The 22,639-nt window shown below is 69.3% G+C and carries 19 protein-coding genes; 13 read left to right on the top strand and 6 right to left on the bottom strand.

The genetic code is table 11. The features are described from left to right. The first annotated feature begins 14 nt into the window (after positions 1-14). Positions 15-1,445, top strand: a complete 1,431-nt coding sequence (gene ramB, locus A9310_RS08235) for an acetate metabolism transcriptional regulator RamB (RefSeq protein ID WP_065630150.1) — start codon at positions 15-17, stop codon at positions 1,443-1,445. Here the strand turns inward: ramB and A9310_RS08230 are convergent. Beyond that, on the bottom strand, positions 1,442-2,857 hold the full coding sequence (locus A9310_RS08230; RefSeq protein WP_083207304.1) for a lipase family protein: 1,416 nt from the start codon (positions 2,855-2,857) through the stop codon (positions 1,442-1,444). The two genes, ramB and A9310_RS08230, sit on opposite strands and share 4 nt — an antisense overlap. A 297-nt stretch (positions 2,858-3,154) precedes the next feature. Here A9310_RS08230 and A9310_RS08225 point away from each other — a divergent pair, with 297 nt between their 5' ends. Beyond that, on the top strand, positions 3,155-4,561 hold the full coding sequence (locus A9310_RS08225) for a lipase family protein (RefSeq protein WP_083207303.1): 1,407 nt from the start codon (positions 3,155-3,157) through the stop codon (positions 4,559-4,561). A 20-nt stretch (positions 4,562-4,581) separates the two neighbouring features. Here the strand turns inward: A9310_RS08225 and A9310_RS08220 are convergent, their stop codons facing one another. Further along, positions 4,582-5,046, bottom strand: coding sequence for a MaoC family dehydratase (locus A9310_RS08220; protein ID WP_065630148.1), 465 nt, complete (start codon positions 5,044-5,046; stop codon positions 4,582-4,584). Between the two features lie 25 nt (positions 5,047-5,071). Here A9310_RS08220 and A9310_RS08215 point away from each other — a divergent pair, with 25 nt between their 5' ends. Both A9310_RS08215 and A9310_RS08210 read left to right on the top strand, forming a co-directional pair. Then, positions 5,072-5,608, top strand: coding sequence for a carboxymuconolactone decarboxylase family protein (locus tag A9310_RS08215; RefSeq protein WP_058251283.1), 537 nt, complete (start codon positions 5,072-5,074; stop codon positions 5,606-5,608). Position 5,609: 1 nt separating this feature from the next. After that, positions 5,610-6,254, top strand: a complete 645-nt coding sequence (locus A9310_RS08210; protein WP_065630147.1) for a class I SAM-dependent methyltransferase — start codon at positions 5,610-5,612, stop codon at positions 6,252-6,254. 13 nt (positions 6,255-6,267) lie between these two features. Here the strand turns inward: A9310_RS08210 and A9310_RS08205 are convergent, their stop codons facing one another. Beyond that, complete coding sequence (locus A9310_RS08205; RefSeq protein ID WP_065630146.1) at positions 6,268-7,152, bottom strand: DNA-3-methyladenine glycosylase; 885 nt, start codon at positions 7,150-7,152, stop codon at positions 6,268-6,270. Positions 7,153-7,156: 4 nt separating this feature from the next. Next, a complete protein-coding gene (gene lpdA / locus A9310_RS08200; protein ID WP_065630145.1) occupies positions 7,157-8,542 on the bottom strand; it encodes a dihydrolipoyl dehydrogenase in 1,386 nt (461 codons plus the stop codon). A gap of 118 nt (positions 8,543-8,660) precedes the next feature. Between lpdA and A9310_RS08195 the strand changes: the two genes are divergently transcribed. The 3 genes from A9310_RS08195 to A9310_RS08185 are packed head-to-tail and all read left to right on the top strand — an operon-like array spanning position 8,661 to position 11,047. Then, complete coding sequence (locus A9310_RS08195; RefSeq protein ID WP_065630144.1) at positions 8,661-9,266, top strand: TetR/AcrR family transcriptional regulator; 606 nt, start codon at positions 8,661-8,663, stop codon at positions 9,264-9,266. Between the two features lie 22 nt (positions 9,267-9,288). Then, the gene (locus tag A9310_RS08190; protein ID WP_065630143.1) at positions 9,289-10,548 is read left to right on the top strand and encodes an NADH:flavin oxidoreductase; all 1,260 of its coding nucleotides are present in this window, start codon (positions 9,289-9,291) and stop codon (positions 10,546-10,548) included. A 10-nt stretch (positions 10,549-10,558) separates the two neighbouring features. Next, entirely contained in the window at positions 10,559-11,047 is a 489-nt protein-coding gene (locus tag A9310_RS08185; RefSeq protein WP_058251289.1) for a DinB family protein, read from the top strand. 3 nt (positions 11,048-11,050) lie between these two features. Here A9310_RS08185 and A9310_RS08180 read toward each other — a convergent pair whose 3' ends face one another. Beyond that, on the bottom strand, positions 11,051-12,628 hold the full coding sequence (locus A9310_RS08180) for a serine hydrolase (RefSeq protein ID WP_065630142.1): 1,578 nt from the start codon (positions 12,626-12,628) through the stop codon (positions 11,051-11,053). Between the two features lie 212 nt (positions 12,629-12,840). On the opposite strand from A9310_RS08180, the gene A9310_RS08175 reads away from it, so the two are divergent. Next, on the top strand, positions 12,841-14,895 hold the full coding sequence (locus A9310_RS08175) for a prolyl oligopeptidase family protein (protein ID WP_065630141.1): 2,055 nt from the start codon (positions 12,841-12,843) through the stop codon (positions 14,893-14,895). Here A9310_RS08175 and grpE read toward each other — a convergent pair. Next, complete coding sequence (gene grpE, locus A9310_RS08170) at positions 14,856-15,365, bottom strand: nucleotide exchange factor GrpE (protein WP_065630140.1); 510 nt, start codon at positions 15,363-15,365, stop codon at positions 14,856-14,858. The two genes, A9310_RS08175 and grpE, sit on opposite strands and share 40 nt — an antisense overlap. A gap of 76 nt (positions 15,366-15,441) precedes the next feature. Between grpE and A9310_RS08165 the strand changes: the two genes are divergently transcribed. The 5 genes from A9310_RS08165 (at position 15,442) to A9310_RS08145 (ending at position 22,578) form a co-directional block, all read left to right on the top strand. Then, entirely contained in the window at positions 15,442-17,118 is a 1,677-nt protein-coding gene (locus tag A9310_RS08165; protein ID WP_083207302.1) for an Hsp70 family protein, read from the top strand. 27 nt (positions 17,119-17,145) lie between these two features. Beyond that, entirely contained in the window at positions 17,146-19,275 is a 2,130-nt protein-coding gene (locus A9310_RS08160; protein ID WP_065630139.1) for a hypothetical protein, read from the top strand. 104 nt (positions 19,276-19,379) lie between these two features. Beyond that, complete coding sequence (locus A9310_RS08155; RefSeq protein ID WP_083207301.1) at positions 19,380-20,114, top strand: tellurium resistance protein; 735 nt, start codon at positions 19,380-19,382, stop codon at positions 20,112-20,114. Positions 20,115-20,128: 14 nt separating this feature from the next. Further along, positions 20,129-20,908, top strand: coding sequence for a cyclase family protein (locus A9310_RS08150; RefSeq protein ID WP_065630168.1), 780 nt, complete (start codon positions 20,129-20,131; stop codon positions 20,906-20,908). Next, positions 20,908-22,578: a thiamine pyrophosphate-binding protein gene (locus A9310_RS08145; protein WP_065630138.1), complete on the top strand. Its 1,671-nt coding sequence runs from the start codon at positions 20,908-20,910 to the stop codon at positions 22,576-22,578. Before A9310_RS08150 ends, A9310_RS08145 begins: the two co-directional genes overlap by 1 nt. Positions 22,579-22,639: the final 61 nt, after the last annotated feature.

Genomic DNA, 22,639 nt, shown 5'->3' with positions numbered 1-22,639 from the left:
CCGGGAGGTGGACGATGAGCAGGACCTACGTGGGCTCGCGGTTGCGCCAGTTGCGTTCCGAGCGCGGCCTGTCGCAGGTTGCGCTCGCACAGACCCTGTCGATCTCGGCGTCGTACCTGAACCAGATCGAACACGATGCCCGTCCGCTGACCGCGTCGGTGCTGTCCAAGATCACCGAGGCCTTCGGTGTCGACGCCGGGTTCTTCGACAGCCAGGACGATGTCCGGCTGGTCGCCGAGCTGCGTGAGGCGCTGCTCGACGACGACCTGGAGGCCTCCCCCGGCGCGCTCGACGCCCAAGGGCTCAGCGCGATGGTCGCGTCGCATCCCGAGATGGCCCAGGCGATGGTGAACCTGCACCGCCGCTACCGGGTCGCCACCGATCAGCTCGCGGCGGCGACCGACGAGCGGGGCGACCGCAGCATGCGCGGCACCATCAGCGCGCCGCACGAGGAGGTGCGGGACTATTTCTACCAGCGCCGCAACTACATTCACGAGCTCGATGTCGTTGCCGAGGAGATGACGACCCGGATGCGGATGCACTCCGCCGACATCCGGCGCGAGATCATGAACCGCATCGAGAGCGTCCACGGCATCAGCATCGTGCGCCGCGTCGACCTCGGGGACTACACCCTGCACCGGTTCGACCGCGAGGCCCGGCGTCTGGAGTTCTCCGCGTCGCTCTCGGCAGGTCAGCGGACTTTCAAACTCGCCAGCGAGCTCTGCTATCTCGAGTACCAGGATCTCCTGGACAAACTCGTCGACGAGGCGAACTTCAGCGGTGAGGACGCCCGGGCGCTGGGACTACTCGGTCTGGCGAACTACTTCGCCGCCGCAGTCGTCCTTCCCTACAGCCAATTCCACGGCGCCGCAGAGGATTTCCGGTACGACATCGAACGCCTCTCGGCCTTCTACGCCGTCTCCTACGAGACGATCTGCCACCGCCTCTCGACGCTGCAGCGGCCCAACCTGCGGGGCATCCCCTGGTCGTTCGTGCGCGTGGACCGGGCCGGGAACATGTCGAAACGACAGTCCGCCACCGGATTCCACTTCTCGTCCAGTGGCGGCACCTGTCCGCTGTGGAACGTCTACGAGACGTTCGCCTATCCCGGCAAGATCATCACCCAGATCGCCGAGATGCCCGACGGCCGGAACTACTTCTGGGTTGCGCGCACCGTCGAACGCCGCGCCACCCGCTACGGACAACCGGGCAAGACCTTCGCGATCGGCATGGGATGCGAACTGCGCCATGCCGCGCGGGTGATCTATTCCGACGGTCTGGAGATCGGACCGCAGGCGCATGTGACCCCGATCGGCGCCGGCTGCCGGGTGTGTGAGCGGACCAACTGCGCCCAGCGCGCATTCCCCGCAGTCGGAGCGTCACTCCGCATCGACGAACACACCAGCAGCGTCTCGCCGTACATGAGCCTCACCGAGAACCGTTAACGACGACACCCGTTCGGTGCGGGCAGTCCGCGCAGACGTTSGTCGAGCCAGGTCGCGGTGTCCGGGAACCCGACCGCAGCCGCCGTGACGTGCTCGGCCTCGTACTCCCGATACGTCACCGTCGCACCGAGATCGCACTGCTGGGCGGCGAGCGCCCGTGCCTGGGTTGCGGGAACCCACCACTCGTAGCGCCCGTGGTAGATCAGCAATGGCATCGACGCCTTCAGATCCGACATGGACGTGACCTCGAAGAGCTCCTCGGCGATCGCGGAGTGGAACGGATCGGGGTCGGTCGACAGGAGCTGCGTCGGCAGGTGAGCGATCCCGAGGTTGCCCATGTCATCGGTGCAGATGTTGCGGATCTCCGACGTCGCAAGCCATCTCGCCAGATGGTTCGACATCTGGAGGACCTCGGGCCGTTCCCGGGCGACGCCGAGCATCGCGGCGTGGAAGACCCCGGACGCGAGGTTCGCGTTCATGGCGCCGGCGAGTGTCCGGTAGTCGGCGGGCACCCCGCCGATGGCCGCCCCCACGAACCGCCCGGCGATGTCGGGCGCATACTTCGCGGCCAGCTTGGCCGCGCCGTGGGTGGCGATCGCCCCGCCGGAGTAGCCGACCATGGCGACCGGTCCGCGGGCGAAGTTCGCCGGGTCGAGAGCGCCGGCCGCGCGCAACGAGTCGAGGATCACGTGGCCCGCGACATACGGCTCGGCGTAGGCCATCCGGGGCCCGGTGTGGTCGGGCACGAGCACCGCATAACCCCGGTCCAACGCGAGCTGGGTGAACGGCGGGATGAGATCGGTCTCGTTCGTGTTGTTGGTGAAACCGTGCGCGTAGGTGAAGCCCGTCGTGCACTTGGTGCCCAGCGCGACGATCGGCGAGTTGTTGACCAGGACGGGGCGGTCTCCCCGCCCGGTCCAGGCCTTGGCCGGCACCAGCAGGGTGGCCGTGCCGAACATCGGGGCGCCGTTGGCGTCGGTCGTCCGGAACTTGACCTGCCGCGCCGATCGCAGCGGGACGAAGACCAGGGGCTGCGCCACCCGGGTCACCGACCGCGTGGTCAGGACCTCACCGGGTGTCCGCGCGGCCAGACCGGCCGGCCAGTGGTCGAAGAACCGGTCGCCACTGGGCGACGGCATGATCGCCTCGCGCAGTTCTTGCAGTTCACGGGAGGCGCCGGGAATCTGGGACCGTTCCGGGATGCGCGACAGCTTCGCGACCGGCGGCGCCGGGATCAGGCCGTCGACGTCCGCCGGCAACTGTGGCGGGACCGCGGTGAGATTGGGCGGCTCGGCGTCGGCGGGACCACTCGTCTCGGTCGGGCCCGCGAGGAGCGCCACGGCGGCACACGTCGCCGTCACCGCGACCGCTGCGCGTCGGACCGATCGTCGAAGAACACCCCTGGTCGGCATCGCCAACCTCCCGTCTCACCTCGGCCATCGTCGAGTCGCCCGCCCCCCGGCAGCACCTCTGACGACTCGAACCGCGATGACCTCCGCCAATGCTAGTCGGTGACGACGGCCTGCGCGGGAGCGACCATCCATGGCGGCACCCATGTAGTCCGGTCGGGTGACACGCGAAACCGCCTATCGCGCCGCACATCACGGTTGCGTCTCGGTGCGGCGACCATCGATGCGCAACGGAGGTCCGCGCCGGGTCTACTGTCCTAAGGTCACCGACGAAGCGCTCTTCGACGCGGAGGCACCGCCATGACGAGAACCCGGCACGCGCTTCGATGCCGGGCGGTGTGGACGGCCACCGTGCTGGTGGTCGCCGTGCTGCTGGTGGCCGCCGTCGGCTCGCTGTCCGCCGGGCCATCGGCCGCGGACCCGCCGAACATGATGCCGCTGCCGCCGCCCGTCGCAGGCGCCATCGACCGCGCGGTGCCACCGCCGCCCATTCCTCGGCTTCGCACGATCCCGCCTCGTGCGCGGGCCGACGGATTCGACCACCGCGCACTCGAATTGCGCGAATCTATCCTGCCGTCCCCGACAGGTGACCCGATGTTCGACCGGTGGCCGGCCGACCTGGATTCACGCGCCCCGGGAGACGTGATCGCCACCCGCGACGTCACCGCCGCCGCCGGGCCGGTGGTGACGGTACCGCTCCGATCGGCGACGCTGATCGAGTTCCGCAGCACCGATGCCGTCGGGGCGCCGATCTTCGGCACCGCGACCCTGCTGGTCCCGCGTCGAACGGCCAGGGCACCGACGCCGATGCTCGTGAACAACCTGCCGATCGACTCACTCGGTGCCGCCTGCACACCCGGATACACACTCGCGCACGGGTTTTCCATCGCGACGGGCGTCACCGACCTGATCCCGCCGACGACCCAGCTGGCGCTGCACGAGGGCTATGCGGTGCTCGTGCCCGACCACCAGGGACCCCGGATGGCCTACGCGGAGCCGGTACTCGCCGGGCACGTGATCCTCGACGCCGTCCGCGCGGCCCTCCACGTGCGCCCGGAATTGTTGCGCCGCAGTCGGATCGCCATGACCGGGTACTCGGGCGGTGCCATCGCCACCCACGGTGCGGCGAAACTACTGGGCGAGTACGCAAGCGAGCTCACCGACCGCATCGTCGGCGCGGCTCTCGGCGGTGTCCCGGCCGACTTCCGCATGCTGGTCGGGAGCATGAACGCGAACCTCGCGACCGGCCTGTTCCACGCGGCCACCGTCGGCATCGCGCGCGAGCGCCCGGAGATCCTGGCCCTCGCGAACCGGCCCGCGCGTTGGCTCGCGTCGTCGCCGTTGAAGAACGTGTGCGTGATCCCCGAGGCGGTGGCCGGTGGCACCTTCCTGCCGATGCAGTTGCTCTCGAGTGATCCCGACCCGTTCCGGTCGCCGACCGCCGAGCGGATCTATCGGCTGACCGCGATGGCCGACCGCGCCTCGGTGATCCCGCTGCTGATCTACCACGGGACCCACGAGTGGTGGATACACGCGGCCGGTGCCCGCGCCCTCTACCGCGAACAGTGCGCCCTCGGTGCGGTCATGGCCTACCGCGAGGTCTTCGGTGAACACGTCAGCGCGGCGCTGCTCGGCCTCCCCGTCGCCCTCGACTGGCTCGACCGCCGGCTACGCGGCGAACCGGCCGTCGACGAGTGCCGCCGCTGAGCGTCGAGGAGCCGCCCTGGTCAGAAGACGAGGACGCGAAGGTTCTCGGCGACGCACGCGGGCTTCGCCTCGCCCTCGATCTCGACGGTGTTGGTGACGACCATGTTCACGCCCTTGGGGGTCTCCTCGACCGAGGTGATCACCGCGTTCGAGCGGATGCGGGCGCCGACCTTCACCGGGTTCGGGAAGCGCAGCTTATTCATGCCGTAGTTCAGGACCAGCTTGGGGCCCTCGACGGTGAAGATCTTCCCCGCGATCATCGGCAGCAGCGACACCGTCAGGTACCCGTGGGCGATGGTCGTCCCGAACGGACCGGACTTCGCACGCTCGGGGTCGACGTGAATCCACTGGTGATCGCCGGTCGCATCGGCGAAGGCGTCGACCCGTTCCTGGGTGATCTCGAGCCACTCGCCCGAGCCGAGGTCCTCGCCGATCGCGGCCTTCAGTTCGTCGACACTGGTGAACGTCCGTGTGGTGTGCGTCATAGTCCGCGTAGTCTACCGTGGGCCCATGGGCACACCTCGCGTTGCACCGGGTGGTTTCCGGGAGCTCGGGCCGGTCAATTTCGTCTTCGCGCGGGGGGCCGCACGCGTCATGGGTGTCGACGACGCGCACATCTTCTCCACCCTCGGGCGCGCGAAGGGGTTGTTCCGCGGCTGGCTCCACTTCAGCAGTCGCCTCATGCCATTCGGCGTGTTGTCGCGCAAGGACTCCGAGATGGTGATCATCCGGGTGGCCCACCTGCGACATTGCGACTACGAACTCGACCATCACCGGCGCCTCGGACGACGCGCCGGGATCACCGCCGACGAGTTCGACCGGATCCTGGCGGGTCCCGACGCCGGGTGGGGTGATCGTGAACGGGCGATCCTGCGGGCCGTCGACGAACTCGTCGAGACCAAGGACGTCTCCGACATCGCATGGCAGGCGCTGTCCCGGCACCTCGACGAGCGCAAACTCATCGGGTTCACCCTGCTCGTCGGTCAATACGACAGCCTCGCGACCACCATCCACACGCTGCGCGTCCAGCGCGACACCCGGTCCTGAGATGGAGTCGATCGCGCAGCGCCTGATGCGCAACGAGTACTTCGCCGAGATCTACGAGCATCTCTGGCGGCCGACCTTCACCCGGCTCTTCAGCCTCGGCGGCCGTTCCACCGCCGACTTCGACCGCGCACTACGCGCCTACCTCGCCCGCCCCGGTGACCGGTTGGTCCTCGATGTCGCCTGCGGCCCCGGCAATTACACACGCGAGATCGCCGACGGACTCACCGGCGACGGTCGCTGCATCGGCATCGACTTTTCCGCGCCCATGCTGGCGCGGGCCGCGCAGACCAACGCGGTGGGGCGGGCCGCGTTCCTGCGGGGTGATGCCCACGCATTGCCGTTCGCCGACAACACCTTCGACGTGGTGACCTGCCTGGCGGCGCTCTATCTGATCCCCGACCCGCTACCGGTCGTCGACGAGCTGGTGCGGGTGACCGCACCGGGTGGCGAGATCGTGGTCTTCACCTCGGTGACGACGCCGCTCACCTCGTTCCCGGGCGTCCGGCCGCTCGCCGGGGCGAGCGGGTACCGGATCTTCGACGACCACGAGATCGTCGAACGCCTCCGACGCGCGGGCCTGGACGACGTCGAGCAGACGATCACCGGTCAGGGGCAGTTCGTGCTGGCACGCAAGACGGCGTCGTAGGCGGCCCGAGGCGTCAGAACTCCCGGTAGTCGCGGACCGTCATCCGCGGGCCGCGTCGTTCGGGCCGGACGCCCCGTCGCGCGACCAGCCTGATGATTCGTTGACGTTGCCCCGCATAGGGTTCGAGCAGTTCGAGCATGCCCGCGTCGTCGACGGCCTCGCCGACCAACGTGAGTCCCACCAGTTTCGGGATGTGGTAATCGCCGACGTTGACCACGTCGGGGTCGCCGAGCGACCGCGACAGCGTCTCGGCCTCGGTCCACTGTCCGACGCCCCGCAACACCGTCAGTTTTCGCGCGTGACGTTCGACGTCGATGGTGGTGGCGCCGCGAATGGTCCGCATGCGGACCGGTTCGATGCCGCTGCGGTGCCACTCCCAGCTCGGGATGCGCACCCAGTCCTGCCGGGCGGGCGGTACACGCATGGTCTCCGGGACCGGTCCGGGCGCGGGAGAGCCGAAGCGGCGCAACAGATATCGCCAGGCACGGAACGCCTCCGCGCCGACGACCTTCTGTTCCAGGATCGCCGGGACGAGCGCCTCCCAGACCCGGTCGGTGCGGGAGAGTCGCAGGCCCTCGGCGCGGCGCACCAGTTCTCGCACAACGGGATCGCGGGGGACGAGGGCGTCGGGATCGTCTCGCGCACCGAGGAAATCCGGCATCTGGTCGAGCAACCAGTCCGCGCCGGGACCCCATGCGCGACCGACGACGACGCCGGACCGCACGGCGACCGTCAGGGTGCCCGGCCCGTCGGGGGTGTGCACCGCCCGCCAGACCGAACCGTCCCTGGCGTAGACGAACGCCGGGTCGCCCGCACCGCGCCGGTGCAGGCCGACCGTGGCCCGCAGGTCGAGCGGCCACGGGAGCGTCCACTCCCGGACCCGCTCGTCTGCACTCACACGTCTACAGGTTGATCATGTGCCCGAGAGCGCCGTGGAACGTCTCCTGCAGTGCTTCCGACATGGTCGGGTGCGTGTGCACGTTCCGCGCCAGCTCCTTGGCCGTGAGGTCCCACTTGTGGGCCAGCGTCATCTCCGGGAGCATCTCGGAGACGTTGTCGCCCACCAGGTGTCCGCCGAGCAGTTCGTCGGTGTCGGCATTGGTGACGAGCTTGGCGAAGCCCGCGGTCTCGCCGAGCCCCTGGGCCTTGCCGTTGGCCGAGAACGGGAACGTGGTCGCCTTGACGTTGTAGCCCTCGTCCTTGGCCTGCGCCTCGGTGAGACCGAACGATGCGACCTGCGGCTGACAGAAGGTGGCACGCGGCATGAACCGGTAGTCACCGAGGGTCATGGTCTCGACGCCGGCGATGGTCTCGGCGGCCACCACGCCCTGGGCCTCGGCGACGTGCGCGAGCTGCAGTTTGGCGGTGACGTCGCCGATGGCGTAGATGCCGTCGACGTTGGTGCGCATGTAGTCGTCGATCGCGATGGCGCCGCGATCGGTGAGTTCGACACCGGTCTTGTCGAGGCCGAAGCCCTCGACGCGCGGGGCGAATCCGACGGACATGAGGACCTTGTCGACGGTGAGCTCACCCTCTTTGTCCTTGGCGTCGGTGTAGGCGACGGTGACGCTGTCGCCGTTGTCGGTGACCTTCTGGACCCGGGTGGAGGTCAGCAGCTTGATGCCGAGCTTCTTGTACTCCTTGGCGAGGGCCTTCGAGGAGTCGGCGTCCTCGTTGGGGAGCACGCGGTCGAGGAACTCGACGATCGTGACGTCGACGCCGTAGTTGGCCATGACGTAACCGAACTCCATGCCGATGGCGCCCGCACCGACGATGACGATGGACTCGGGCAGCTCACGGGTCAGGATCTGCTCTTCGTAGGTGACCACGTTCTCCGACAGTTCGACGCCGGGGAGCAGCTTGACGGTCGACCCGGTGTCGATGATGACGTTGTCGAACGTGATCTCCCGGTCGCCCACCTTGATGGTCTTGGCGTCGGTGAACACCCCGTATCCGTCGATCTCGGTGATCTTGTTCTTCTTCATCAGGTAGTGGACGCCCTTGACGATGCCGTCCGAGACCTTGCGGCTGCGGTCGAATGCCGCGCCGAAGTCGAAGGACACGTCCCCACTCATGCCGAAGGTCTTGGCCTGATGGTTGAAGATGTGTGCGAGCTCCGCATTGCGCAGCAGAGCCTTGGACGGGATACATCCGACGTTCAGACACACACCGCCCCAGTACTTCTCCTCGATGACGGCGGTTTTCATGCCCAGTTGAGCCGACCGGATCGCGGCTACGTACCCACCTGGACCTGCACCCAATACAACTGTTTGAAAGTGTTCAGCCACGACTGTTAGCCTACGTCGCGCCCGACCGTCGCCGCAGAGTGTCCCACTACTCGCCGGTAGCAACCTGCGTATTCAATCATTGATTGAAACATCGACTGAACTGTGCTTTCCTCGACGTGTGACCCAGACCACGCGCACCGGACGCGGTCGTGAGCGCCGCGATTCGACGTCGCTGCCCACCCGCGACGCCCTGCTGGCCGTCGCCGAACGTCTCTTCCTCGCCGACGGATACGACAAGGTGTCCGTCCGGGCGATCTGCGCGGCCGCCGAGGCGAACCCGGCGGCGGTGCACTATCACTTCGGCACCAAGGACGACCTCACGATCGCGCTGCTGGAGTCTCGCCTGGGTCCGCTGTGGGCCGACCCGCTCGCCTCCCTCGACCCGGCCGGTACACCGATCGCGCATGTCGTCGACGTCGTGGTGGCCCCCTTCGTCGACCTGCAGTCCGACCCGACCGGACACCTGCACCTACGGCTGCTCGCACGATTCGTGTTCGCCCATCCCACCGCGAACTGGACATCGCGCTGGTTCGATCTCGATCCGTTCGCCGGCATGCTCGCCGAGGCCGTCCCCGGCCTGACCGCGAGCGAGGCGCGCCGACGCTGGGCACTCGCCTTCCAGCTGATCCTCCTGCGGTTCGGCGGCACGGAGACCTTGAGCGCCGCCGCGGTGACGGCCCTGGCCGGCTTCGTCACCGCCGGATTGACCGCACCCGCCATGTGAGACACGAGTGAGAGGACCCGTTGTGGACAGCCCCACCACCGGACCGTTCAGCCCCGCCCGGCTGGGACCGCTACACCTGCGGAACCGGCTGATCAAATGCGCCACCTTCGAAGGGATGACGCCCGACGCCCTGGTGACCGACGAACTCATCGAGTTCCATCGCGAGGTCGCCGCCGGCGGGGTGGCCATGAGTACCGTCGCCTACTGCGCGATCTCGCCCGAGGGCCGCACCGACCGCCACCAGATCTGGATGCGCCCCGAGGCGGTTCCCGGGTTGCGGAGACTCACCGACGCCATCCACGCCGAGGGTGCGCTCGCGGCGGCCCAACTCGGACACGCGGGCGCGGTCGCGAACTCGGCGTCGAACCGGGCCGCCTCCCTGGGACCGTCACGGATACCCGCGCCGATGGGGATGTCGGTGACCCGTGCGATCGGTGTCGACGACATCGCCGACCTGCGGACCACGTTCCGCCGGGCTGCACGGCTCGCGGTGGACTCCGGCTTCGACGGACTCGAGATCCACTGCGGCCACAACTATCTCATCTCCAGCTTTCTGTCCCCGCTGTTGAACCGGCGTCGTGACGCCTACGGCGGGAGCCTCGTCAACCGCGCCCGCCTCGCCCGTGAGGTGGTCGAGAGCGTGCGCGACGAGGTCGGGGACGAGGCTGCGATCTGGGTGAAGCTCAACCTCTTCGACGGCGTCGGCCGGGTCGACCTCGAGCGCTCGCCCGCGGCGCGGGCCCGGGGCCGGGCGAGGCTGAGTGGCTTCAACGTCGACGAGGCATGCGAGGTGGCACAGCTACTGGAATCCGACGGCCACCTCGACGCCATCGAACCCACCGCGGGGAGTTCACTGCTCAACCCGATGTACCTCTTTCACGGCGAGGCACCCCGTAAGGAGTTCGCCGATGCGTTCTCCGGTGCCATGAAGTACGGACTGAAGGCCTTCGCACCGGTCTTCCTGAAGCACTACCGCTATCACGACGCCTATCTGCTGCCTCTCGCGCGCGAACTCCGTAAGGCCGTCGATCTGCCGCTCATCCTCCTGGGCGGCGTCACCGATCGCGCCTCGATGGATCTCGCGCTCGCCGAGGGCTTCGATTTCATGGCGATGGGGCGCGCGCTCCTGCGTGAACCCGACCTACCGCTACGCCTCGCCGCCGACCCGTCGACGACGTCGAAATGCGTCCACTGCAATCTCTGCATGCCGACGATCTACTCCCACACCCGATGCCCGGTCCGGACCGGCGAGGTCCCCGACCCGGTGGCCGCACAGCATTAGGGTGGGGGCCATGCCTCCCCGCCGTCGCAAGGACACCCCGCCACCGGCGACCGGCGGTTCGGAGAAGGAGGTGCTGGTCGGTTTCCTCGACTATCTGCGCGCCTCCGCGGTGGCCAAACTCGACGGCGTCTCCGAGGTCGACGCGCGTGCGGCCGCGGTGCCGTCGGGCACCAGCCTGTTGGGGGTGGTCCGCCACCTGACGTTCGTCGAACGGTTCTTCTTCCTGGGCGAGGACGCGGACGACTGGCAGGCGACGTTCACCTGCCCCGACGACGAGACCGTGGCGTCGGTGCAGGCGGCGTACCGCCGCGCGGTGTCCGAGGCCGGCGAGGTCATCGACGCCTACACCGATCTCGCCGAGGCGGCGCCCAGGGCGAGCGGACGTCGCTCCTCCCCGTCGATGCGGTGGGCGTTGACCCACATGATCGAGGAGACCGCCCGTCACGCCGGCCATCTCGACATCATCCGCGAGGGCGTCGACGGCCGGACGGGCCGCTGACCGTCAGCGCCGGATGAACTCGCCGTTGCTCTCCTCGTCGTCGTAGTACTCGATCGTCATACGCGGGCCGTCGAACGTGACCTGCGAGATCGAGCCCGGTTCGGCGTTCTCGTTGAGCAGATCGAACGTGAACGTGTTGCCGTCCCAGTGAGCGAGTTCGTGTTTGCGGACTCCGCCCGGCCCCATCTCCAGGACGAGCTTCCCGTCGCGTTCGACGATCTCCGCCGGTCCGTACACCGCGTTGGCGTAGGTACCCACATACGACGGCAGTGGTTGCGACGGTGCGGGATTCGACGGCGGTTCCTTGCCGACGAGTTCGCCGCTCGGCACGCTCAGGGGCGCATACGCCTTGGCGTAGAGGTCGCGCCAGTCGTTGCGGATCTCGCCGAACTGCACGAGATCCATGAACTCGGCGGCGATCGAGTCCACCGCACCGAGGGGCGCGGCGTTGGACAGGACGACGATTGCGGTGTCGGCCGACGGCAGGATCGAGAACACCGTGCCGGCGCCCGACGCGAACGCGCCGGCATGGTTGAACTGCGTCCGCGCGTCCTCGGTCACCCCGACGTTGAAGCCGTAGCCGTACGATCCGGCGCGGTTGTCGGGCGTCTGGGGCGGGCTCGACACGATCTGCGGTGAGAGGGCCGGGAGCAGCGCGTCGGGGGCCACGACCTCCTGGCCGTTGTGCTTGCCCTGCGCCAGCACCATCTTCAGCCACGTCGCCATGTCGTTGACGTTCGAGCTCACACCGCCGGCGGGTGACTGCGCATCGGGATCGCGCGGGATCGGGGTCTTGACCCACTTGTCGTCTTCCTTGATGTGCCCCACCGCGCGGTCGGCCCGGCGCTCGAAGTCGACGTAGCGGGAGCTGGTGCTGGTCATGCCCAGCGGACCGTAGATGAGGTCCTGCGACAGCGTCGCCCAGTCCGTCCCGGCCTTCACCGCCACCGCCTCGCCACCGGTCGTCACCCCGAAGTTGGTGTAGGCGTAGCTGATCCGGAACGGGTCGAGCGGCATGAAGCGCATGCGCTGCATGATCTCCTGCTGCGAGTACCCCATGTCCTCCAGTTTGTCGCCCGCGTGGTCCGGCAGACCGGATCGGTGCGAATACATGTCGCCGACGGTCACGGTGCGCGTGACGTACGGTTCGGCGAGCGCGAACCAAGGCAGCGATTCCACGATCGGCATCTCCCACGTCACCGTCTTGTCGGTGACGGCGGCCGCGACCACCGTCGATCCCACCGACTTCGACACCGACGCCAGCTGGAAGACGGTGTTCGGGTCGACGGCCTCACCGGTCGTGATGTCCTTGACGCCGAACCCCTTGGCGTACTTGGTCTCCCCACCGGACACGACCGCCACGGCCACACCCGGGATCTTGGTCGACTCCATCATCGAGTTGACCAGGTCGTCGAGTTGCCCGACCGCCTTGTCGACCGCATCGGCCGGCAGCGGTTCGGCGGCGACGGCATTCGGGTTCTCCAGAGACTCCGATGCAGACGGCGGCGCCCCGGTGCCCGACGACCCGCTGTCGCAAGCCGCGACGAGCGCGACCACGGCGACGACGGAACAGGTGGCCATCGAGAGGCGGGCCCATCTCGACGTCCGCGGGGGTTCATGGCCGGGACAGCGGGCGGGAACGGAATGGGCAGTGGCCATGGGGGTCTCCTCGACGTCGCTGCGTCACGATACCCCGCGCGGACAACCTGTAGTGGGCGTTTTGCCGGGGCCGACACCGTGAGCGCTCCTGCGCGGAGCACGGTCGCGACGGCCGCCCGCGTAGTTTGGACGCCATGACCGAGCACGGCTACGACGCCCCCACGTCCGACACCGACCCGTACCTGTGGCTGGAGGACGTCACCGGCGACGACGCGCTGTCCTGGGTGCGCGCGCATAACGAGCCCACGGTGGCGGCGTTGACGTCGTCGGAACGCTTCCGCGAGTTGGAGGCCGCAACGCTTGCCGCCCTGGACACCGACGACCGCATCCCCTACGCGCGTCGCCGCGGGGAGTACCTGTACAACTTCTGGCGCGACGCGACCAACCCGCGTGGCCTCTGGCGTCGCACGACGTACGACTCCTACGTGACCGACACCCCCGACTGGGATGTCCTCATCGACGTCGACGAACTCGCACGCGCCGAGGACGAGAACTGGGTGTGGGCCGGCGCCTCCGTACTGCGCCCCGAGTACGAGCGCGCGCTGATCTCCCTCTCGCGCGGCGGCGCCGACGCCTCCGTGGTCCGTGAGTTCGACATCCCGTCGCGCACCTGGGTCGCCGACGGCTTCAAGCTGGCGGAGAACAAATCCGACGTCGGGTGGATCGATCGTGACACCGTATATGTCGGAACGGATTTCGGCGTGCAACCGGACGGGCTGAGCTCGCTGACCGATTCCGGTTACCCCCGCATCGTCAAGCGCTGGACGCGCGGCACCCCGCTGTCGGAGGCCGTGACGGTCTTCGCGGGCGAGACCGGGGACGTGTCAGTGCGGGCGAGCTACGACAGCACACCGGGATTCGAACGCCACTTCGTCGGTCGCGCCACCGACTTCTTCAACTCACTCGACTACGAACTGCGCGACGGCCGCCCCGAGTTGCTCGACGTGCCCACCGACGCGCACGCCGGGGTCCGGATGAACTGGCTGCTGGTGCTCACGCGATCGGAGTGGGAGATCGACGGCACCGCGCACGCACCGGGCACACTGCTGGCCTTCGACTACGAGGCCTACCGGGCGGGCGACCGCGACGCGGCCGTGCTCTTCGCGCCCGATGCGCACACGAGCCTCGTCGACTACGCCTACACGCGTTCGCATCTCATCATCGTGAAGCTGCACGACGTGCACACGCGGGTCGAGGTACTCGAACTCGGCACCTGGCAGGCCGTGGACATGCCGGGTCTGCCCGACCTCGCCACGGTCTCGGTCCTCGACACCGATCCCGACGAGAGCGACGAGGTGTTCTGGTCGGCGACGTCGTTCACCGATCCGCCGAGTCTGCTCCACGGCCAGAGCGGCCGGGCTCCGGAGGTCATCAAACACAGCCCCGCGTTCTTCGACTCCGACGCCGTGACCGCCGAGCAGCACTTCGCGACGTCCGACGACGGCACGCAGGTGCCGTACTTCGTGGTGCGTCGGCGCGACGTGTCCCAGGGACCGACGCTGCTCTACGGCTACGGCGGATTCGAGAATGCCCTCACCCCGAGCTATCTCGCGATCGCCGGGCAGAGCTGGATCGAGCGCGGCGGGATCTACGTCATCGCCAACATCCGGGGCGGCGGCGAATACGGCCCGTCGTGGCACACCCAGGCGCAGAAAGCGGGGCGGCACAGGGTGTACGAGGATTTCGCCGCCGTCGCGCGTGCCCTCGTCGACACCGGACTCACCACTGCGTCACAGCTGGGCGCCCAGGGCGGGTCCAACGGCGGGTTGCTCATGGGCGTGATGCTGACGCGCTATCCCGAGCTGTTCGGCGCCCTGGTCTGCCAGGTCCCGCTCATCGACATGAAGCGCTACCACCTCCTGCTGGCCGGGGCGTCGTGGATGGCCGAGTACGGCGACCCCGACGACCCCGAACAGTGGGAGTTCATGAAGCCGTTCTCGCCCTATCAGAACGTCGACGCGGACGCGACCTACCCGCCCATCCTGGTCACGACGTCGACCCGCGACGATCGCGTCCACCCCGGTCACGCGCGCAAACTCGTTGCCCGCCTGGAGGAAACCGGTCACGACGTGCAGTACTACGAGAACATCGAGGGCGGCCACGGCGGCGCGGCGGACAACAAGCAGGCCGCGTTCAAATCGGCCCTGGCCTACGAGTTCCTCTGGCGGACGCTGTCTCCCGAGGACTGACCGCTCCGGAAGACCACCACTGCCGCCGGCCGGACCGAGCGCTCGCCGACGACCAGCCCGGGACGGAGCAGCTCGGCGACGGTGCGGTCCGCGGAGGTGTCGTCGGTCGGATGGACGTCGACCGCCTCCATGGTGCGGGCATCGAAGTCGGTCCCGGCCGGCGGTGCGACGACCGCTCCCCCGCGGCCGACGATGAGGCGTTCCAGTCCGGCGCGCAGCAGCTCGAACGCCGGCCGGTCGGCTTCCGACGCCGAGACCGCGCACGTCGCCGCGTCGGTGTGGAGCGCGAAGAGGTCGACCAGCAGGGCGGTGTCCACGCCGGCCGCGGCGGCCGGGGATCTGGCGGCGTCGACGAGCCGCTCGATCGTCCTGGTCTGCCGCGCAACCATGAGGGCGAGGTCGGACACCTGCTCGCCCAGCTCCGCGAGCCCGTCGGTTCGCCCAGGCGCAGAGCCCTCCGGAGACGTCATTCCGCCAGCGTAATCAACTCCACAGGCCGATCGTCCGGGACCGGCGAGACCGTCTGCGCTGCTAGCATCCCCGATCGTGGGCGTAATCGGGTTCGACCTCGGAACCACCAACTCGGCGATGGCGAAGATCGACGCCGACGGCCGCCCGGAGGTGATCGTCGGACTGACCGGCGCACCGACCACCCCGTCGACGGTGTTGCTGACGTCGCCGACGGATCACGTCGTCGGCGAAGGGGCCCGCCGGCAGGCCAGGCTCGACCCGGAGAACGTCTGCAGCCTGGTGAAGCGGCGGATGGGCGATGCCCAGTGGCGTTTCGTCGCGCACGGCCAGACGTGGTCGGCGCCGGCGATCTCGGCACTCATCCTCAAGTCGCTGATCTCCGACGCCGCGTTCGCCGGCGAGCAGGTCGAGCGGGCCGTGATCACGGTGCCCGCCTACTTCGGCGACGAGGAGCGGCGCGCGACGATCCAGGCCGGCACCTATGCCGGCCTCGAGGTCGCGGGGGTCCTGTCCGAGCCGATCGCCGCCGCTCTGTCCTACGGCTTCAGCCGCCTGACCGACCCGCTGGCCAAGGGCACACCCGACGAGACGGTCCTGGTCTACGACCTCGGCGGCGGGACCTTCGATGCGACGGTCATCGAACTCGCCGACCGCCGGATCACCGTGCTCGCCGTCGACGGCGATCACCAGCTCGGCGGTGCCGACTGGGATGAGCGGTTGGCGCTGCACCTCTCGCGCACGTTCTGCGCCGAACACCCCGACGCCGAGGACCCGCTCGACGACTCGGCCGGCTCGCAGTCGCTCATCCTCGCCGCTGAGCGCGCCAAACACGAACTGACCGAGTCGGATTCGACCTCGGTCATCGTCGCCCACGACGGCGCCCGGTCGGTCATCACGCTCACCCGGGCCGAACTCGAGGAACTCACCCGTCCGCTGCTGGCCCGGACCGTCGAACTCACCCGGTCATGCCTGGCCGCCGCCGAACGCCGAGGCGTGTCAGCCGTCGACCGTGTCCTGCTGGTCGGCGGTTCGTCGCGGATGCCGATGGTCGCGCGGGAACTCGCCGCCGCACTGGGCACGACACCGGAACTGAACGACCCCGACCTCGCCGTCGCCCGCGGGGCAGCGATCTACGGCGAGAAGCTGGAGATCGAACGACTCGTCCGCGCCGACCTCACCACCCGCGGACGCCTGCGCGAGGACCGCGGTCTCGACGGCGTCGCACCGGCCGACCTCGACGAGTCCTGCACCCGGGTCGCCCACGCGTTCGCGCTGCCCGTCAGCAGTGTCCGCCGCATGCTCGAGGTCGTCGTGGACACGGTGGTCTCCCGCGGTTTCGGGGTCCTGGCGGTCAACGGCCACAACGGCGAACTCGAGGCCAGCTGGCTGGTCCAGCGGAATTCGACGCTCCCGATCCGGGTGCGACGGTCGTTCGGGACCATGCGACGCGACCAGTCCCGCATCGAGCTGGTCGTGCTGGAACAGCAGGGGCAGTCGGCTTCCCCGAGACCGGAGGACGCCAAGGTCCTCATCGAAGGTGCGATCACCGACATCCCACCCGGATACGACGAGGGCAGCGAGGTGTCGGTGACCTTCGAGATGGCCTTCGACGGCGTCCTGCACGTCACCGCGTTCCACGTCGATGCGCAGATCCCGCTCACGTTATCGGCCAAAACCGGTGCCTCGCTGTCGAAATCGGAGGTCGAGCGGGAACTCGACCAGGTCCACCGCTCCCGGCGCCGCGACCACTGACGGCGTCCGCCGGAGGGGAGAGACCTGATGGAACCGTTCGTCGGCAACGACTATCGCAAACGTGTGCTCGCTGCGGTCGAGAAACGCGGAGGCCCGAGCGAATCGGATTCGTTCGAACTGTATGACCTCCCGATCGAGGAGGCCGAGCGGCTCGACGACGCCGCGGTGGCCGCCCGACTCGACGAGGTGTGGGCCTTCTGGCAGAAGCAACGCGACCACCCGAAGTACCGAATCCTGGTGGCCCGGTTGGTTGCCGAACACGACGAGCGGTCGGCGCCGTTGCGGCACAAGACCGGTCGGATCGCCGAGGCCCGTGCGGTGAGCACCCGACGCGAACTGCGCGATCAGCAGCGATTCGAACTTCTCGACAACGCGATCGCGCGGCTCAACGAGCGCTACGGCGGAATCCCGAGATCCAAGCGCGCCGGGCTGGACGAGATCGGCGCCATGGGCGGCCTCGATCCGGCCGAGATCGCCACCCGACTGCGGCGTCACCGCATCGTCGACGACGCCCCGCCCGCGTCGGCCGAACCCGCGCCGCCGCGGGTGTCCTTGTCGGCGCAGCAACGCGGTCAGATCGCCGACCTGCTCGCCGAGTTCGACCGACTCCGCGACGGCGATCCCACCCCGACGCTCCTGACCCTGCTACACCTCGACACCGACGCCGCCGCCGACCGCGGCGTCATCGAGTCGCGGGCCGTCGCGCTCAACGAACGAGCCCGTGAGCTCGCCGCCGGCCGCTTCCGCGCGGTCCTCGACGAGCTGCTGGTCCACGTACACGACGTCCTGCTCTCCGATCCCGTGCTGGCGCAGGAGTATCGGCAATCGGTCGTCGACGCCGTGACCGACCATCTCCGACCACGGGTCCGAGCCGCGGTCCTGGTCGAGGACGAACTGGGTGCGCAGGACCATGAGTTCCTGCTCGACGAGGCCCGCACCCGCGGACTCGGCACACGCGACGCGCGCACCGTGATCGCCGGACTCGCCGCCGAATTCGGAGCAGCCGTGAGCCCACCGGCCGGCCCCCCGCCGTCGGCCGAGCCACCCACGCCGCCGAAGCGGTTGTGGGAGAACGATCTCCGCGCCGCCCGCGCGGCCTTGCGCGACGGCCTGCCCGTCCGGGCGCGCGCGGCCATCGCCGATGCGCGTGCCGGAGCCGGCGACGATGCCGCGGCGCTCCGGCAGATCGCGGCGGTCGCCGACGAGGTCGAACGGGTCATCGCGCAGGCGGTGGCGGACTCCCGCCGGGCCCGGGATCTCGCGGACGAGATGCGCCACGTCGCGGCGCTCGAACTGCTGGAGGACGTGTTCCGGCGGGCCCGGGACATCGACCGTCTTCCCGACTCGGGCGGGTCGCTCCAGGCCCGCCTCGAGGCGTCGCGGGACATCGTCGCCCAGGCGGGCGAGATCGCGCGGTCGGCATCCGTGAGCAACCCGGCAAGCCTCACCGCCGCTGCCGAGATGCGACGTCGGATCACCGATCACGAAGGCCTCAACTCGGCGGCGACGGTGCTGACCGTGGAGCCGCCGCGCAACGTCCGGTTCGTCGCCGAGAGTGGTGCGATCACCGTCTCCTGGGATCCGTCCGCGACGGAGTCGGTGACCTACCGCGTCGTGCGCATCGGGTTCGACGGGTCGACCCGGACGCTCGGCCGCACCGCGGGGACCGAACTCTCCGACGGCAGTCGGCCCGACCCGGTGCCGCCGGTGTACGAGGTCACCGCCGTGCTGGCCGGAAACCAGTCCGCCCCCGCCCGCTCCGACGCCGCCCCCGCGCCGGCCGCCCCCGCCTCGGCGACCACAGCGCCGCAGCCGCCGGCGACCCCCCATCCCGACGATCCGCCGCCGATCACCGCGGTCCGCGTCGACGCCGACACCGTGCGCTTCGAGTGGCCGGCCGGTGTCACCGAAGCGATGGTGGTCATTCGGGCGGATGCCGCTCCGGAACACCCCGCCGACCCGGCGGCGGTCGCGTCGAAGATCACCAACACCCGGTACCAGATCGACGACGGCTTTCCGATCCCCGCGAACGTCCCACGTCCGTGCCATGTCGCCGTTGCCAGCTGCCGCCGGAATCCGCAGGGGCGGCTCGACGTCGCATCGAGTTTCGGCCCGTCCGCGCGGGCTCACGCCCCGGCAACGGACACCGGCCGTTGACGTTGGTCCACTACGCTGGGCGCCAACACCTGCGGCGAGTGTGTTTTCGCCGTCCGATCACCGCACCCGACGACGATGTCACCACGACGAGATGAGGAACCGAGATGGGGATCGACTACACGAAGCGTCCGAAGGCCCAGCCGCCGCAGCCGCCCGCCCAGCCCCCGGCCGCTCCCGCGGGTTACGGCCAGCAGCCGCCCACCCCCGCGGGCTACGGTCAGCAGCCGCCCGCGCCGCCGGTCTCGCTGGCGAAGATCACCCTCACGAAGTCGGCGCCGAGCATCTCGCTGAGCAAGCAGGGTGCGACCTCCGGTCAGGTGCGCGTCAATCTGAGCTGGACGTCGAACTCCAAGGGCGGCGGGCTCTTCCGCAAGGCGCAGGGTATCGACCTCGACCTCGCCTGCCTGTGGGAGTTCACCGACGGGAGCAAGGGCATCGTGCAGGCACTGGGCAACTCGTTCCGGGCGCCCCGTGACGGACAGCCGATCATCTATCTCGACGGCGACGACCGGTCGGGTTCCGGCGGCGAGAACATGTACATCGACCTCTCCGCGACCGACCGGATCCGCCGGATCCTGATCTTCGCCTACATCTACGAGGGCACCCCGAACTGGGCCGGCGCCAACGGCGTCGTCACCCTGTTCCCGGCCAACGGCCCGGAGATCGAGGTCCGGCTCGACGAGGCGGATCAGTCGGCGCTCTCGTGCGCGATCGCCTTGTTCGAGAACCGTGGTGGCGAGCTGGTTCTCAACCGCGAGGTGCGCTACATCCGCGGGGCACAGGACAAGGTCGACGAGGCGTACGGCTGGGGCATGAACTGGCGCGGAGCGCGCAAGTAGTGGCCGGCTCCTTCGTGCCCGACACCGCCCTGTCCGGCTTCGTCGCCGGCCTCGCCGACGGGTCGCTCCGCGTCGTCGATCTGACGACTCCGTTGAGTGCGGCGACGCCCGCGCTGCGACTGCCTGCCCCGTTCGCGAACCTGATCGACTTCAGTCTCGAAGAGGTCAGCGCCTACAACGAGCCGGGGCCGTACTGGCGGCACAACAACATCCACACCGGCGAGCACATCGGCACCCATCTCGACGCACCGATCCACTGGATCAGCGGACGCGACGGGGATGACGTCTCGCAGATCCCGGTGCAGCGGCTGATCGGCCCGGCGGCCGTCCTCGACCTGACCGACGAGGTCGCCGACGACCCGGATCATCTCCTGAGCGTCGCCGAGGTCGAGGCCTGGGAAGCCGAACACGGACGCCTCACCGCCGGCACCTGGTTGCTGTTGCGGACCGGCTGGGAGTCGCGGGGCGGCTCCGAAGCCGAGTTCCTCAACGCCGACGAGACCGGGTCGCACACCCCCGGGGTGTCGGTGGAGTGCGCGCAGTGGCTGGCCACCGAGCGCGAGATCACCGGCCTCGGAGTCGAGACCGTCGGTGTCGACGCAGGGCTGGCGGGCGGCTTCGATCCCGCCTTCCCCGTGCACTACCACTTCCTCGGCAACGACAAGTACGGGCTCACCTCCCTGCGCAACCTGGGCTCGCTCCCGCCGACCGGCGCGGTGATCGTCGTGAGCCCGTTGCCGATCGTCGGCGGCACCGGCAGTCCGTCGCGCGTGCTGGCGATCGTCGAGAGTTGATGGCGGCACCCGGCCGCTACGGCCCGACGGTCGCCGACGTCGCGGGCCGCGTTCTCGCCGATCTCGGCGTCGGCCATGCCTTCGGTGTGGTCGGCAGCGGGAACTTCGTGCTGACCAACGCCCTTCGGGCCGGCGGTGTCCCGTTCACCGCCGCCCGCCACGAGGGCGGGGCTGCCAGCATGGCCGACGCCTATGCGCGGATGTCGGGACGGGTGGGCGTGCTGTCGGTGCACCAGGGCTGTGGGCTCACCAACGCGATGACCGGCATCGCCGAGGCCGCCAAGAGCCGCACGCCGACGATCGTGCTCACCGCCGATGCACCCGCGTCGGCGTTACGGTCGAACTTCCGGATCGACCAGGAGGCCCTCGCCGCGAGCGTCGGCGCCGTGAACGACCGTGTCTACGGGCCGACCACGGTGGTGGCGGATGTGATCCGCGCCTTCCGCACCGCGGTGACGCAGCGCCGGACCGTCATGCTCCATGTCGCCATCGACATCGCCGCCGCCGCAGCGGATTTCGAAGGACCTGTCGAGCTCTCCGCCGAACCGCCACGGCCGCGGCCCGAAGCCCGGTCGGCCACTCGCCTGGCCGAGTTGCTCCGTGCCGCCCGGCGTCCCATGTTCGTCGCGGGCCGAGGGGCGCGCTGCGCCGGTCCCGAAATCGCGGCCCTGGCCGAGGCCGCCGGTGCGCTGGTGGCGACGTCGGCGGTCGCGAACGGCCTGTTCGCGGGAAACCCGTTCTCGTTGGGCATCTCCGGCGGCTTCTCCTCCCCCACCACCGCCGAGCTGATCGCCGACGCCGACCTCATCGTCGGATGGGGTTGCGCCCTGAACATGTGGACGATGCGGCACGGCCGACTCATCGGCACGGACACGACCGTGGTGCAGGTCGACGTCGACATCGACGCCATCGGCGCGCATCGCCCGATCGACCTCGGGGTGGTCGGCGACTGCGGTGCAACGGCGACGGATGTGCACACGATCCTCGCGGCCGATGGCGGCACCACCGGTTATCGCACCGAGGAAGTCAGGGAACGGATCTCGGTGTCATCGAGGTGGCAGGACGTCCCCGTCACCGGCGAGGTGACCGCCGGCCGGGTCGATCCGAGGGCACTGACGATCGCGCTCGACGAGATCTTGCCCGCCGACCGCGTCGTCTCCATCGACTCCGGCAACTTCATGGGTTATCCGTCGACGCATCTGTCCGTGCCAGACGAGTTCGGCTTCTGTTTCACTCAGGCCTTCCAGTCGATCGGGCTGGGCCTCGGGACGGCCATCGGCGCGGCGTTCGCGCGACCGGACAGGGTCCCGGTCCTCGGCGCCGGCGACGGCGGATTCCTCATGGCCATAGCCGAATTGGAGACCGCCGTACGTCTGGCACTGCCGCTGGTCGTGATCGTCTACAACGACTCCGCCTACGGGGCCGAGGTGCACCACTTCGGCGACGCCGACATGACGACGGTGACGTTCCCCGAGGTCGACATCGCCGCGATCGCCCGTGGACACGGCGCGACGGGCGTGACGGTCACCGGCCTCGACGACCTCGACGAGGTACGGGACTGGGTCGCCTCGCTCTCTTCACCCCAACCGTCGGGTCCTCTCGTCATCGACGCCAAGATCACCGACGACGGCGGCGCCTGGTGGCTCGCGGAGGCCTTTGCCGGGCACTGACCCCGCCGGGATCGCCTCACACTGTGGAGTTGTCAAAGGTCGTGTGGCGCCGGGGTGTCGA

Origin of the sequence: Gordonia sp. UCD-TK1, from assembly GCF_001691435.1 — a bacterium.
GTDB lineage: Bacteria > Actinomycetota > Actinomycetes > Mycobacteriales > Mycobacteriaceae > Gordonia > Gordonia hongkongensis.
Note: the sequence above shows the minus strand (reverse complement) of the source record. Positions and strands in the feature narration are given on the sequence as shown.